At 69.4% G+C, this 14133-nt stretch carries 11 protein-coding genes; 3 read left to right on the top strand and 8 right to left on the bottom strand.

Going from position 1 to position 14133, the window contains the following annotated elements; genetic code table 11:
- Positions 1-60 precede the first annotated feature (60 nt).
- Together pstS and A3M1_RS0109480 are read right to left on the bottom strand one after the other, a co-directional pair.
- Entirely contained in the window at positions 61-1101 is a 1041-nt protein-coding gene (pstS, locus tag A3M1_RS0109485) for a phosphate ABC transporter substrate-binding protein PstS (protein WP_018388724.1), read from the bottom strand.
- A gap of 172 nt (positions 1102-1273) precedes the next feature.
- Complete coding sequence (locus tag A3M1_RS0109480; RefSeq protein ID WP_018388723.1) at positions 1274-2566, bottom strand: ATP-binding protein; 1293 nt, start codon at positions 2564-2566, stop codon at positions 1274-1276.
- A 170-nt stretch (positions 2567-2736) separates the two neighbouring features.
- Here A3M1_RS0109480 and ppk2 point away from each other — a divergent pair, with 170 nt between their 5' ends.
- Together ppk2 and A3M1_RS0109470 are read left to right on the top strand one after the other, a co-directional pair.
- Positions 2737-3717, top strand: coding sequence for a polyphosphate kinase 2 (gene ppk2, locus A3M1_RS0109475; RefSeq protein ID WP_018388722.1), 981 nt, complete (start codon positions 2737-2739; stop codon positions 3715-3717).
- 17 nt (positions 3718-3734) lie between these two features.
- The gene (locus tag A3M1_RS0109470; protein WP_018388721.1) at positions 3735-4340 is read left to right on the top strand and encodes a hypothetical protein; all 606 of its coding nucleotides are present in this window, start codon (positions 3735-3737) and stop codon (positions 4338-4340) included.
- 23 nt (positions 4341-4363) lie between these two features.
- Here A3M1_RS0109470 and A3M1_RS0109465 read toward each other — a convergent pair whose 3' ends face one another.
- On the bottom strand, positions 4364-5458 hold the full coding sequence (locus A3M1_RS0109465; RefSeq protein WP_018388720.1) for a lysylphosphatidylglycerol synthase domain-containing protein: 1095 nt from the start codon (positions 5456-5458) through the stop codon (positions 4364-4366).
- A gap of 200 nt (positions 5459-5658) precedes the next feature.
- Positions 5659-7542 (bottom strand): potassium transporter Kup, encoded by a 1884-nt coding sequence (locus A3M1_RS0109460; protein ID WP_026221237.1) that lies wholly within the window; start codon positions 7540-7542, stop codon positions 5659-5661.
- A 596-nt stretch (positions 7543-8138) separates the two neighbouring features.
- Between A3M1_RS0109460 and A3M1_RS0109455 the strand changes: the two genes are divergently transcribed.
- Positions 8139-8852, top strand: a complete 714-nt coding sequence (locus A3M1_RS0109455) for a TetR/AcrR family transcriptional regulator (protein ID WP_018388718.1) — start codon at positions 8139-8141, stop codon at positions 8850-8852.
- Positions 8853-9026: 174 nt separating this feature from the next.
- Here the strand turns inward: A3M1_RS0109455 and A3M1_RS0109450 are convergent, their stop codons facing one another.
- From A3M1_RS0109450 to A3M1_RS0109435, 4 genes are all read right to left on the bottom strand, one after another.
- Positions 9027-10100, bottom strand: a complete 1074-nt coding sequence (locus tag A3M1_RS0109450; protein WP_018964138.1) for a hypothetical protein — start codon at positions 10098-10100, stop codon at positions 9027-9029.
- A gap of 275 nt (positions 10101-10375) precedes the next feature.
- Positions 10376-11740 (bottom strand): pitrilysin family protein, encoded by a 1365-nt coding sequence (locus tag A3M1_RS0109445; RefSeq protein WP_018388716.1) that lies wholly within the window; start codon positions 11738-11740, stop codon positions 10376-10378.
- Positions 11737-13128: a pitrilysin family protein gene (locus A3M1_RS0109440; RefSeq protein ID WP_018388715.1), complete on the bottom strand. Its 1392-nt coding sequence runs from the start codon at positions 13126-13128 to the stop codon at positions 11737-11739. The genes A3M1_RS0109445 and A3M1_RS0109440 overlap by 4 nt, the downstream gene beginning before the upstream one ends.
- A gap of 302 nt (positions 13129-13430) precedes the next feature.
- Complete coding sequence (locus A3M1_RS0109435; protein WP_245261623.1) at positions 13431-14114, bottom strand: hypothetical protein; 684 nt, start codon at positions 14112-14114, stop codon at positions 13431-13433.
- Between the last annotated feature and the right edge of the window lie 19 nt (positions 14115-14133).

The raw sequence follows: 14133 nt of genomic DNA, 5'->3' as shown, positions 1-14133 counted from the left end.
AGAGGCGGCCGGACGAGAAGAGGCGGCCGGACGGCCGCCTCCTCCCCCTGCAGGGCAGGATCAGTTGGTCCAGACGGCCTTGCCGTCGGCCTTGACTTCGCTGGCCCAGGCCTTGCGCACTTCGTCCGCAACCGCGTCGGGGAGCGGGATGTAGTGCAGCTTCTCGGCGATGGCGTCGCCTTCGGCGCTGTAGGCCCAGTTGAAGAACTTGATGGCCTCGGCCGACTGCGTGGCGTTGGTCGGGTTCTTCGGCAGCAGGATGTAGGTGGCCGAGGTGATCGGCCAGGCGCCTTCGCCAGCGGTGTCGACCATCGAGGCGGCGAAGTTCTTCGCGCCCTTCCAGTCGGCGGCGGCGGCCGCTTCCATGAAGCTCTTGGTCTCGGGCTTCACGACCTTGCCGGCCTTGTTCACGAGGTCGGTGGTGGCGAGCTTGTTGGCGGCGGCGTAGATGAACTCGACGTAGCCGATCGCGCCCTTGGTGTTCTTCACGGTGCCGGCAACGCCTTCATTGCCCTTGGCGCCCGCGCCGACCGGCCACTGGACGGAGGTCGCGGCGCCGACGCCGGACTTCCAATCGGCGCTGGCGGAAGCGAGGTAGGAGGTGAACACGAAGGAGGTGCCCGACGAGTCCGAACGGTAGACCGGGACGATGGCGATGTCGGGAAGCTTGGCGCTCTTGTTCAGGGCGGCGATCTTCGGGTCGTTCCACTTGGTGATCTTGCCCTGGTAGATCTCGGCAATGATCTCGCCATTGAGGGTCAGCGCGTGGTCTTCGCCGAGATTGACGATGGCCACGACCGAACCGATCACGGTCGGGAACTGGAGCAGGTTGGCGGATTCGAGCTTGTCGTCCTTCATCGGCGCGTCGGAGGCGCCGAAATCGACGGTGCGGTTGACGATCTGGTTCTGGCCACCGCCGGAACCGATCGACTGATAGTTCAGGCCCGTGCCGGTCTTTTCCTTATAGGCGGCAGCCCAGGCCTGGTAGACCGGCGCCGGGAAAGAGGCACCGGCGCCATTGATGTCAGCGGCGAAGGCGGCGCCCGAAAACACGGCGCCGAACGACAGCGCCGCGGCGCCAAGCAGATGGGTGAATTTCAAGGGTCTTCTCCTTAGGTCGGGAGATCGGCGGCATCGCGGAGATGGGCCCGGATGCGCGATTGGCCGAAGGGCGGTGGACGTTTCACACGGGAGTCTTACCGCCCGGGCACCAAGGTTCTATGACCCTTCGATGAAGTCTTGATGACAGCACAAGCCATTGATAACGCTTGAACTATCTCTTGGCCGCGGAAGCTGTCGACAGGCGGACCGAGAATGTCGAGCCCGCGCCCGGCACGCTTTCAATGCCCATCTTGCCGCGATGGCGGGCGACGATGTGCTTGACGATGGCCAGCCCGAGCCCGGTTCCGCCCTGTTCGCGCGAATGGGCGGTGTCGACCCGGTAGAAGCGCTCGGTCAGGCGCGGCACATGCTCGGGGGCGATTCCGGGGCCATAATCGCGCACCGTCACCAGCGCGTCCGTCCCCTCGCGCTGGATGGCGATCTCGACAAGGCCGCCGGTGGCGCCATATTTCAGCGCGTTCTCGACCAGGTTCTCGAAGACGCGGATCAGCTCGTCGCGGTCGCCGCGCACCTCGACGGGGTCCGCCGGGGGCGCGAAGGCGATCTCCACCCCGCGCTCGCGGCCGAGCGGGGCCAGCGCGTCGCGCACATGGCTGACCACGGCGACGAGATCCACCGCCGCCTCGGGCCGAAGATGGGCGTTGAGCTCGATGCGCGAGAGCGAGAGCAGGTCGTCGATCAACCGCGACATGCGCCGCGCCTGCTCGTTCATGATCTTGAGAAAGCGCTCGCGGGCGCTGGCGTCGTTGCGGGCCGGGCCCTGCAGCGTCTCGATGAAGCCCGAGAGCGAGGCCAGCGGCGTGCGCAGCTCGTGGCTGGCATTGGCGACGAAGTCGACGCGCATCTGTTCGACCCGGCGCTGCGGGGTGAGGTCGATGAAGCTCAGCAGCACCGCCTCGGTCGGCGCGCCCTCGCGCAGCAGGCCGGGGCGGATTGGCACGATGTCGGCGCGCAGCCAGCGGTCGATCGGCACGCGCTCGGCGAATTCGATCCGACGGGCGGCGCCGTCTGTGATCGAGGCCCGCAGCGCTTCCAGCACTTCGGGCACGCGCACGGCGAAGGAGACGGGATCGCCGACCCGCACGCTGGCGAGCAGGCCGACCGCGCCGGCATTGGCGGTGAGCACGGTGCCGCGCGCGTCGAGCAGCAGCGCCGCCTCGGGCAGCGCGCGCACCAGCGCCGGCAGCCGCTCCTCGGCGCGCGGCGAGGGCTTGGGCTCGCCACCGAAGCGGGCCAGGGCGGCCGCGACCGGGCGCCGGCGCGTCGGCAGCATCGCCCCCAGCGCCACCAGCCCGCCAATGGCCAGCGCCGCGCCCGGCGTCATCGTGCCGGCCCAGCTCGCGCCACCAAGGCCCAGCGCGGCCGCGGCGAGAATCCAGCGCGCGCCGATGAGGCGCTCACGCAGCGTATCCTCCGCCAGTTGCTGCGATTCTCCGAGGGCCATGCCCGCTCTTCCTGCCCAACAATCGTGGACGACGTTGCCACCGCCCTTCCGGGCGCGCCGTTCTTTCCTGATATGCTTCTGTCGCGCCTGCCGAAAGGCGAATCGCCTCGCGGCCGAACCTTTCGCAGGCCGGCACGTTGCCCCTTATTATACAGTTGAAAGGCTTCCATATGACGAAGAAGCCGGCCACGCCCCCGCCCGCCCCGAAGGGGAAAGCCGAGAAGGGGAAAGTCGCCAAAGGCAGCGCCAGTAAAAGCAGCGCCGCCGCGCCGGAGCCCGCGCGCCGGGAGGCGGAGCTTTCGGCCGTCGTGGCAGCCTTCTCGGTGGAGGCGGCGGAACTGCCGCCGCTTATCGCCGCGCACGCTTATGGCAGCGGCGGCTACCCCTATAGCGACCGGCCCAAGCGCAAGACCTATGAGAAGGAACTGCGCGCCCTGCAGATCGAACTGCTGAAGCTGCAGGAATGGGTGAAGGCCCAGCACGAGCGCATCGTGATCGTGTTCGAGGGGCGCGACGCCGCCGGCAAGGGCGGCACCATCCACCGCCTGACGCAGCACCTCAACCCGCGCTTCGTGCATGTCGTCGCGCTCGACAAGCCGACCGAGGTGGAAGCCGGGCAATGGTATTTCCAGCGCTACATCGCCCATTTGCCGCGCCGGGGCGAAATCGCGGTCTTCGACCGCTCCTGGTACAACCGCGCCGTCATCGAGCCGGTGATGGGCTTCTGCACCCCGGCGGAAAGCGCGCATTTCCTCACCCAGGTGCCGGTTTTCGAGCAGATGCTGCGCGATGACGGCATCAGGCTGTTCAAGATCTGGCTCGACATCGGCCGCGAAATGCAGCTGCTGCGCCTGCATGAGCGCCATCAGGACCCGCTGAAGCGCTGGAAGCTCTCCCCGGTCGATCTCGCCGCCCCGGCGCGCTGGGACGCCATCGCGCAGGCGCGCGACACCATGATCGAGGCGAGCCACTCCCCGGTCCCGTGGTCGGTGGTGCTGGCCAACGACAAAATGCGGGCGCGGATCGGAGCCATTCGTCAAATCCTCGCCCAAATCCCGTATGAGGGCAGGGATGATGGCGTCGTCGGCATTCCCGACCCGGCCATCGTGCTCGATGGACGCGCCTTTCTCGGCCGTCGCACCGCCCGATGAATCGCGAAGGGACCCGAATGCGCCGCCATGGGATCGTCAGCCTGATGCTGGGCATCGGCATGTCGTTCGACGTTACCGGCCTCGCCGCCGAACCCATGCCGGCGCCCGCCGCCGACTATCGCGCCAAGGCGCGCGCGGCGCAGGGCGTGGAGATGAGCGTGGCGCATCACCAGGGGCAGGTGCGCGTCGAGGTCGCCACCGGCAACCTGCCCGAGGGCATGGTGAGCCTGATCGATCTCAACCGGCGCGGCATGGTGGTGCTGATGGACGTGCCCGGCATGGACCGCATCGCCGTCGAGATGGAGATGCCGCCCGGCTTCGCCTTTTCCGACGCCGGCCGGCAGGGCACCCACACCGGCACCGGCGAGGCGCTGGGAGAGGCGTGCGAGCTGTGGCGCTTCGAGGTCAAGGCGCTGAACCAGCCGGTGGAGAGCTGCGTCACCGCCGACGGCATCGTGCTCAGGACCACCACCTCGATGGCCGGCAAGCCGGTGGTGCTGTTCGAGGTCACGGAACTCACGCGCGGCCCGCAGGACCCGGCGCAGTTCACCCTGCCCAAGGGCATGAAGGCGCGCAAACTGCCGTCGAGCATGCGCAGCCTGCTGCCCGACCTCGTGCGCTGACCGCCGCCAGCCCGCCCCTGCCCTCAGCCGGCGGCGCGGCGGCGTTCCGGCTTTGAGGTGTCGTCCGGCGCCGCGTCCGGCGCCCCGTCTGGCTCGATCACCGGCAGGGCGGCAAGCGGGTCGACCGAGATGCCCCGGGTGGCGGCGAGGCGGCGGCGGCTCATCATCAGCTCGCGGCTGCCCATCAGGATCAGCGCGATGGCGAAGGGCGTCACATAATAGAGCAGGCGCAGCAGCAGCAGCGCGCCCAGCAGCGGCTCGGTTTCGAACTGAGGCAGCGCCACCAGCATCGCCGCGTCGAACACGCCGAGGCCGCCCGGCGCATGGCTGGCGAAGCCGAGCAGCGTGGCGGAGATGAACACCACGCCGAGCGCGATCGGGTCGATATAGGGCTGCTGCGGCATCAGCACATACATGGCGGCGGCGCAGAAGGAGAGATCGATGATGCCGATCACGATCTGCATCAGGGTGAGCTTCCAGCCCGGCAGCGTGACGGTCCAGTGCCCCTTGCCGACGCCGATGCGGCGCGGCTTGAGCCCGACCCAGACGACATAGGCGGCAAGGCCGCCGAGCAGGGCGAGCCCGATCAGCCGGTTCACCCAGGGCGGCAGATGGTCGACCGCGCTGGCGGCCCAGGGCTCGATGGTGATGCCGAGGCCGAGAATGGCGATATTGCCGAGCCAGAAGGTGAGCCCGGTGATGAAGCAGAGCTTCGCCACATCCACCGCGCCCAGCCCGTGGGCGGAATAGATGCGGTAGCGCACCGTGCCGCCGGTGAAGGCGGAGAAGCCGATATTGTGGCCGATGGAATAGGAGGTGAAGGAGGCCAGCGCCGCAACCCGGTAGGGTACATGCGGCTTGCCGATGGTGCGCAGGGCGAACCAGTCATAGAAGGTGAGGGTGAAATAGGCCCCCGCCACGAACAGCGCCGCCACGCCGATCCGCCACAGGTCCGTGCCCGAGATCGCTTCCAGCACCTCGCGCGGCCGGATATGGCGCAGCATCTCGTAGAGAACGAAAACGGCGATGCCGATGATGACCAGGCTCGCGACCAGACCGAGCGTGTGCCAGCCGAGCCGCGCGCGCAGCCAGCCGGGAATCAGCTTCAGTCCCTTCATCGCGTGCCTGTCCTCGCTGTTATGCCAGTGTGCCGGGCAGCCCTAGCAGACCCGGCCGGCTTGCGAAACACGTTCAGCGGGCCGGCGGCGCATTAACGCACCCGCCCCGTTCCGCCGATTCTCGCGTCTGTCTGACGCCAGATGGCGGCGCGGGTGCGACGACGCAATGACAGTCACGCCGGCGTGAGCGCGTTCCACGCCTAGAGCCGGACCGGATAACCGATTTCGATGGTGCGCGGGCGCGGCAGGCCGAAGCGGTCGACCGAGCGCTCGGCATTGCGGGCGAGAAAGGCGAAGACATGGGCCAGTACATCGCGCACGCCGAGAATGTCGTCGGGCGGCATCACCCGCTCGTGGCCGATGACATAGACCGCGTCGTCGGGTTCGATACCCTGGGCGTAGAGGGCGGGGCCGAGCACGGCCGGGACGTCGATCTGCTGCATGTAGCCAAAGCGCACATCGACGCGCAGATGCGCGGCGTCCAGCGGCAGCACCCGCACCCGCTCGTCCACCGGCACGCGCGGGCGCGAGGCGATCCACACCGAGACGATGACGGCGCGGGTGAACTGCACATTGAGCAGTTCCGACAGGCGCCCCAGCGCCACCGGCGTGACGGCGCCACCGCGCGAGAGGAAGATGGCGGTGCGCGGGCTTACCGCGCAGCCTGGCGGGCGGCCCTTGGCGACGAACTCGTCCAGCGGCTGGGTGAAGCGGCGCTGCTGCAGCCCCACCCCTTCCATGCCGCGCCGCCACGACACCATGATCACCAGCACCAGCGCGGCGATCGTCACCGGCAGCCAGCCGCCATCGTGCAGCTTGGTGAGGTTGGCGGTGGCAAAGGACAGGTCGATCACCGCCAGCCCGCCGGCTAGGCCCACCAGCGCCGGCCAGGGCCAGTGCCAGCGCCGGCGCACATAGGCGACGAACAGGATGGTGGTCGAGACCATCGCCATCGCCACGGCGATGCCATAGGCGGAGGCCAGCCGGTCGGACGAGCCGAACGACACCACGATGGCGGCGCAGGCCGTCATCATGATCCAGTTGAGCCGGCCGACATAGATGTGCTGGTCGTTGTGTTCGCTGGTGTAGCGAATCCGCATCGGCGGCAAATAGCCGAGCTCGATCGCCTGCTTGGCCAGCGAGAACACGCCGGTGATGATCGCCTGCGAGGCGATCACCGTCGCCAGGGTCGCGAGGATCAGCAGCGGCACCTCGACCATGTCGGGCGCCAGATCGTAGAAGGGATTGCGCACGGACTCGCGGTGCAGCAGCACATGGGCGCCCTGGCCGTAATAGTTAAGCAGCAAGGCCGGCATGGCGACGAAGAGCCAGGCGCGGGTGATGACCGGCCGGCCGAAATGGCCGAGATCGGCATAGAGCGCCTCGCCACCTGTTATCGCCAGGAAGGTGGCGCCGAGAATGACGCCGGCGAGCAGCGGATTGTCGGCCAGGATCGCGATGCCATGGCGCGGGTCGAACGCCGCCAGTACCTGCGGCGCCTGGACGATGCCATGCAGGCCGAGCGCGCCCAGCGACAGGAACCAGACCAGCATCACCGGCCCATAGAAGGCGCCGATGCGCTCGGTGCCGGCGCGCTGCGAGATGAAGACGAGCAGGATCACCAGCACCGTGGCCGCCACGATCCAGTGGTCGAGCGCGGGGGCGATCACCTCCAGCCCTTCAATGGCCGACAGCACCGAGATCGCCGGGGTCAGCACGCCATCGCCGATCAGCATCGCGGCGCCGACCAGGCCGGCGACCAGCAGCCAAAGCCGCTTGCCATTGGCCGAGCGCTGCAAATCGAGCAGCGTGACCAGGGCGAGGATGCCGCCTTCGCCGTCATTGTCCGCCCGCAGCACCAGCGTGACGTATTTGAGCGTGATGGAAAGGATGATGGCCCAGGTGATCAGCGACAGCAGGCCGAACACGTCGGCATCGGAGATCGCCGGGCCGCCCACGGCGTTGAGCCCCTGCTTGAAGGCATAGAGCGGACTGGTGCCGATATCGCCGAACACCACTCCCAGCGCCGCCATCTCGGCGGCGAAGGGAATCGTCCGGCGTCCCGTGGGGCGACGCTCAGCCATGGAGCCCCCGCGCGTCCCCGGCGCCGCCACGGCACGGGCCGGGAAGGCAGTGGCCTGCAGGACCCGGCCGACCGGCGCTGTGCGCGCGGGCGGGACGGGAGATCAATGGAGAAGACGCGACAGGACGGTGCATGAGGGCCGGGTGTGCGCAGAGCAATGCCGTGGCATCGGGGGGCGTTGCAGCAATACCCCGCCGCGCCACCGGCGCCAAGCGCTCTCTCGGGGGCGCCGCGGGATCGCGGCGGCCGCGCCGACACCGCGCCAACGCCGCACCCACGCGAATGTGAAGACGCCCCGGACGATCGGCCGATTGGGGCGATCGGAATGAGGGAGGGGGATTGGGGGGGCGGTTTAATCCCCCTCCCTCTACCAGCGGGCCTGTGTTGTCCAAAGGCTTGCGGGCTCCTTGGGACCAGATCCGCTGGCGCGTTTGGATCATTAAACGGTTCATCGCTCGCGATCAATATCGACTGAACCGTTCGGTCAATTTGTTTACCCGCCCCTCAGCCGCCCTCTGCCACATTGCTTAAAGGCGCCCGGCGCTCCAAACTGTTGTTGCGAATAAGTCATAATTGCTCATCCCGATCAGATTGTTCATGGCCTCATTACCGGACTTCGCCCATCAACGGACCGAGCGCCGGCCGGCCGGCGGACGGCAGGCCGGGCCGGGGCGCGCCGAAACGGCCGCCGCCCCCGCCTCCACCAAGCACGACCAGATCCTGCGCGGCGCGCGGGAGGTGTTTCTCGCCTCCGGCTTCGACGGCGCTAGCATGGGCGAAATCGCCCGCGCCGCCGGCGTCTCGAAGGGCACGCTGTACGTCTATTTCGATTCCAAGGAAAACCTGTTCACCGCCCTGGTGACGGATGAATGCACCCGCACCGCCGAAGCCTGCTTCGACCTCGATTCCGACGGACCCACCGAGGAGACGCTGCGGGGCCTCGCCGGACGTTATATCCACGCCATGCTCGAGCCGGGCCATATCCGCACCGTGCGGATGGTGATCGGCGTCGGGGAGAAACTGCCCGAGATCGGCCGGGCCTTCCTCCAGGCCGGACAGGAGGCCGGGGTCAGCCGGCTGTCCGACTGGCTACGGGCCAAGATCGCGCAGGGCGAATTCGTCATCGAGGATGTCGAGATGGCCGCCTGGCAGTTCATGCTGGGCTGCCAGGGCAAGCTCATCATGCCGATGCTCTTCGGCGACAATACCCACCCGGACGCGGCGACGATCCGCAATGTGGTGGACCAGACGGTGCGCTCCTTCCTCAGCGCCTTCGCCGCCAAGAAGCCAGGCGAAGCGCCGCCGGCCTAGGCGGCGAAACAGGTCGAGGCGCAGCAGGTCGAGGCACCCTCGCCTTCGCCCGTGCCCGCCGGCGAAAGCCCGCGCCGCTGAGCCCGCACCGCAGACGGCGCGGCCGCGCGGCCTCCACAGGTCAGAGGGTGAACCACCGATCCGGCTTGTTCAGCCGGGCCGGTGGACCGCGCTCTATTGCGAGAAGCCGCCGGTGGAGGGGGCCGGGGCGCCGATCCACTGAGTCTGGCCGTTGTCCGGGGCGGGAGCCGCCGCAGCCGGCGCGGTCGCGGCGGGAGCCGTTGCCGCCGGCGCCGGGGTGGCGGGAGCGGTCTGCACGGTGGAGGTCGGCGCCGAGGGGCTGGTGCGCGGCGCGGCGCTGGCGGCCGGCGTGACGGTGGGCGAGATCTGGCGCGGCGTGGCGGTCGGCGCAGGCGTCACCACCGGGGTCGCGCGCGGCGCTGCCGTGGCGGCGGGAGCCGGCCGCGGCGCCTGCTGGGCCTGCGGCTGGGCGCGCGGCGTGGTCGGGCGCGCCCGCGTGGGCTTCTCTTCCTTGCCCTGCGGGTCGAAGCCGACATAGACGATGTAGCGCTCGGAGAGGCCGGGCGTCGGGCGCGGGAAGTTCACATCATCCGCCACCAGGCCGAAATCGACCTGCATCACGTTCGGCCCCACTTCAACCGGCACCGAATAGAACTTGGTCCACACCGATTTCGGCGCCGGGCCTTCCTCGACGACGGCGAGACGGATCGGCACGGTGAGCTTGCCCGGGCCGCCCTTGGGGCCGAGCAGCACCCGGCCCTGAATGCCGACGCGCATGTTCATGTCGGGGGCGGAGAAGCGGCATTCGCGCGAGAACTGGCCGAGCGTCGCCTGGTAGCGCACGCCGCCATCGGAGGGTTCCGTCACCTGCCAGGCCGCCGCGCCGGCCCGCACCTGGATCGGCGGGCAGGTGAACGCGGAAGGATCGGCATCGCCTGGTGTAACCGCCGCCGTGCCGGCGCCCACCGCGCCGCCCGCCGCCGCGCTGCCGCCGGTCGGGGCCACGGTGGTGGTCTGCATGGTGGAGCCGAAAATGCCCTGGTCGCCGGCATTGCCGGACCCCATCGGGCCCTCATTGCCGTCGCCGCCGCCAATGCCGTTGCCGGCGCAGCCCGCCAGCAGCAGAGCGAGCGCCGGGAGTGCGAGCCAGTGGCGGGCACGCCCCCTGTGCGTCCGCCCGCGCCTCGCCGCACCGGCCGGCTCGTTCACCTGTTCGGCGTTCCCCACGTTCCGGCTCCCAACGTCCCCGATACCCATACGCATACTCCCCGCCGTGGCGGCTGGATGGACCCCGGCGCCCTCCCCCGCAGCGCCGGATGGCCGATGTGCTTGATCCATACGTTCCCGGACGCTCTTATAGCAGGGGATCGCTGACAGGGAACATGCCCTGACGCCCTCCCGTCAAGCGTCCGCGCGGGCGCGGGGGGCGCAAACGCCCGGCCCGCTCCCGTCGTCACTCGGGTTGCCCGCCATCTGGCGCTGCCGCCCGCGCCGGCCGGCCGTCACTGGGTCAGCCCCTCGGGCTTGCCGACCAGGCTGAACAGCAGCGCGGGGTGCTCATTGAGCCGGGCCGCGACCCGCTTCACGTCGTCCAGCGTCACCTTCGCCACCAGCTGGTTGCGGATGTCGATATAGTCGATGCCGAGATTGTCGATCTGGATCTGCAGCAGCTGCGAGGCGACCTTGGCCGAGCTGTCGAAGCGCAGGGCGAAGGAGCCGATGAGGTAGCTCTTGGCGTCCTCCAGCTCCTCCTCGCTCGGGCCTACCGTGAGCAGGCGCTCATATTCCGAGCGGATCAGCGCGGCGCTCTCGCCGGCGCGCTCGTTCTTGGTCGCGGTGCCGCCGAGGATCAGCGCCGTGTGGTCGAGCGGGGCGAGATGGCTGTAGACCGAATAGGCCAGCCCGCGCTTTTCCCGCACTTCGCTGAACAGGCGCGAGGAAAAGGCCGAGCCGCCGAAAATGTGGTTGAGCACGAAGGCGGGGATGAAGTCCGGGTCGTCGCGCTTGAGGCCGATGCCGCCAAAGACGATGGAGGTCTGCGGCACGTCGAGCGTCTTTACCACATCGGTGCCGAGGCGCTGCGGTTCCACGTTCGGCACCGGGGTCAGCTGGGCCTTGGCCGGCAGGGCGCCGAACATGGCGTCGAGCGCCGGGCCGAGCTTTTCCGCCGTGATGTCGCCGACCACGGCGATCTTCAAATTGTCGCGCGCCAGGGTGCGGCCGACAAAGGCCTTGAGGTCGTCGCGGCTGATGGTGGGCACGCTCTCCAGCGTGCCGGCCACCGGGCGGCCATAGGGATGGCCGGGGAAGGCGGCGGCCGACCAGCCAAGGCTCGCCAGCGAGGAGGGGTCGTTCAGCCGCCGGCGCAGCTGGGCCAGCTGGCCCTGGCGGATGCGCTCCACCGCTTCGTCGTCGAAGCGCGGCGCGTTCACTGCCAGCGCCATCAGCGCGAAGGCGTCGTCGACATTCTCCGAAAGGGTGCGCAGCGAGCCGCCGAGGCTGTCGCGCGAGGCGTCGAAGCGCAGTTCGATCGCCTTCTCCGCCATCCGGTCCTGGAAGGCGCGGGAATCGAGATCGCCGGCGCCCTCGTCGAGCAGCGAGGAGGTGAGGCTGGCGACGCCGGGCTTTTCCGTCGGGTCCTGCGCCGCGCCGCCGACAAAAGCGATCTCCATCGCCACCAGCGGCAGGGTGGTGTCGTGCACCAGCCAGGCCTCGATGCCGCCCGGGCTGATCACCCGCTGGATGCGCGTGGTCTCGGACTGGGCGAGGGAGGCGGGGGCGAGAGCGATGGTCATGAGGGTGGCCGCGGCGAGGGACAGGAGGGAACGGGAAAGGCCGGCGCGCCGCGGGGTGGCGGCGCCGGTCACGAGCGGTCCTCCGCCGGGGCCGCACGCTCGGTGCCCGGCTCGGGCAAAGCGGCGGCGGGGGCGGGCTTGACCTGCAGCAGCTGGCTGGTCACGGCACGGGCCGGCACCAGCCAACGGCGGGCGGCGTCGCGCACCTGCTCGGCGGTCACGGCCTTGACCAGATCCGGCCAGATCTTCACGTCCTGCGCGGTGGAGCCGGTGGCGAGCGCGGCGCCGTAGATGCGCGCCAGCGTCGCCTGGTTGTCCTGGGCGTAGATCGCCTCGGCCACCAGCCGCGTCTTGGCGCGCTCCAGCTCGGCCGGGTCCGGCCCGTCCTTGGCGAGGGCGGCGATGGTCTCGTCCAGCGCGGTCTCCAGCGCTTCCATCGTCACTTCCGGGCGGGGGGTGACGGAGAGGCCGAAGCGGGTGTCGTCCAGCGCGGTGGACTGGTACCAGGCGCCGGCATTGGCCGCGACAGCCTTGTCGGCCACCAGCGTGCGATAGAGCCGGCCAGTGGAGCCGCCACCCAGCACCTGGGACAGCACGTCGAGCGCGGCGCTCTCCTGCTTGTCACCCTTATAGGACGGCACGAGATAGCTGCGCGACAGGCTCGGCTGGCCCACGCGCCCATCGGCCAGCACCAGCCGGCGCTCGGCGCGCGGCGGCGGCTCCTGCGGGCGGACCCGCTCGGCGGTCTCGGCGCGCCGTTCGACCTTGCCATAGGTGTCCTCGGCGAGCTTCCTCACCTCGTCCGGCTCGACATCCCCGGCCACCACCAGGATGGCGTTGTTGGGGGTGTAGAAGCGGCGGTAGAAGTCGAGCGCGTCCTGCCGGTTCAGCTGGCGGATCTCGTCTTCCCAGCCAATGATCGGGTGGCCATAGGGGTGGTTGACGAACATCGCCGCCTGCGCGGCCTCGGAGAGCTGCGAGGCGGGGTCGTTGTCGGTGCGCATGCGGCGCTCTTCCAGCACCACGTCGCGCTCGGGCAGCACCACCTCATCGGTCAGCACCAGCCCGGTCATGCGGTCGGCCTCGAAGCCCATCACGGTGGCGAGGTTCTGCTTGGCCACGCGCTGGAAATAGGCGGTGTAGTCCTGCGAGGTGAAGGCGTTCTCCTGCCCGCCAAGCTTGGCCACCACCTGAGAGAACTCGCCCGCCGGGTGGGTGGCGGTGCCCTTGAACATCAGATGTTCGAGGAAATGGGCGATGCCTGACTTGCCCGGCTGCTCATCGGCCGAACCGACACGGTACCACACCATATGGGTGACGACGGGGGCGCGATGGTCAGGCACCACCACCACCTGCAGGCCGTTACCCAGGGTGAATTCCGACACTTCGGTGGCATCGGCGCGCGAGGGGGCCGTGGCGAGGCCGGCGGCGGCGCCGGCCAGCAGCATCAGAGCGGGCATGATTCTTCCAGTCACAGCTTCATCCGTTTCGGCGACCGCCCGGAGGGCGCCGGGGGCGCACGGCCCGGGATAGGGCCGCGCAGGGCGGGGAACGCCACACAATGTAGCGACGAAGCGTGCGCGGCGCGACGCGCCGCCGGCGTGCTTCACCGCGAAGTGAGAGAAGCCCGCGGCGGCGGCAGAGCGCGTCTCCGTGGCGCGTCTCCGTGGCGCGTCTCCGTGGCGCGCATCAACGGCGCGCCTCCAAGGCGCTTTGCCGGCGGGCCTGGCGACGGCGCGCGGGCGCCGTGCGCTGCAGCCGATCAATTGTTCGGCTGGGCCCGGTCGAACCAGGCCGGCATCTTCCAGTCCTTGTCTTCCGGACGATCCGACACCACGCCATATTTGGCGCCGGGGGCGGGCGTCTGGTAGCCGGGCGGCGGCTGGACCAGCGATTCACGGTCCGGCTCGCCCTCGAACGGGACCGTCTCCTCAGCCTTCTTGTTGCCCCAGCCGAAGAAGTCGAGCTGGTTGAGCGAGAGGCGGTTGTCGTCATTGGTGCGCCGGTTGTTGAAGCCGGAACCCGTCACCTTGCTGGCCTTGTAGCCCTTGTCGAGCTCGGCCGGGGTGAGGGTGCGCGAATTGGTGTTGCCGTCGCGGGCGATCGATTCCCACGCTTCGGACCAGTTGGTCTTTTCCGCCTGCTCGCGGACGACCGCGTCATGGTCCTTCGGCCAGGCCGGGTTCTGCGCGATGGCGGAGGCGTCGCGCGGCGGCGGGAGGATGTCGCCGGTCGGCGGCACCACCAGCGGGGCGCGCTCGCGATAATCGATATTGGGCGGCGGCGGCGCCACCAGGCCGAGGCCGGTGAGCAGCTGGCCGGTGAGGTTCATCTCCGGCGGGTCGTCGGCGGCAAAAACCGGCGCGACGCCGAAGGCGCCAGCCATCGTGCAGACCATGGCGCCCCGCAGTAGCGCGGTGCGGGTTGCATGAACTCGTTTCGTCATCCGGTCGTCTCCTGCCGGT

Origin of the sequence: Ancylobacter sp. FA202 (genome assembly GCF_000380205.1) — a bacterium.
Classification (GTDB): domain Bacteria; phylum Pseudomonadota; class Alphaproteobacteria; order Rhizobiales; family Xanthobacteraceae; genus Ancylobacter.
This window is presented reverse-complemented; position numbering and strand designations above follow the sequence as displayed.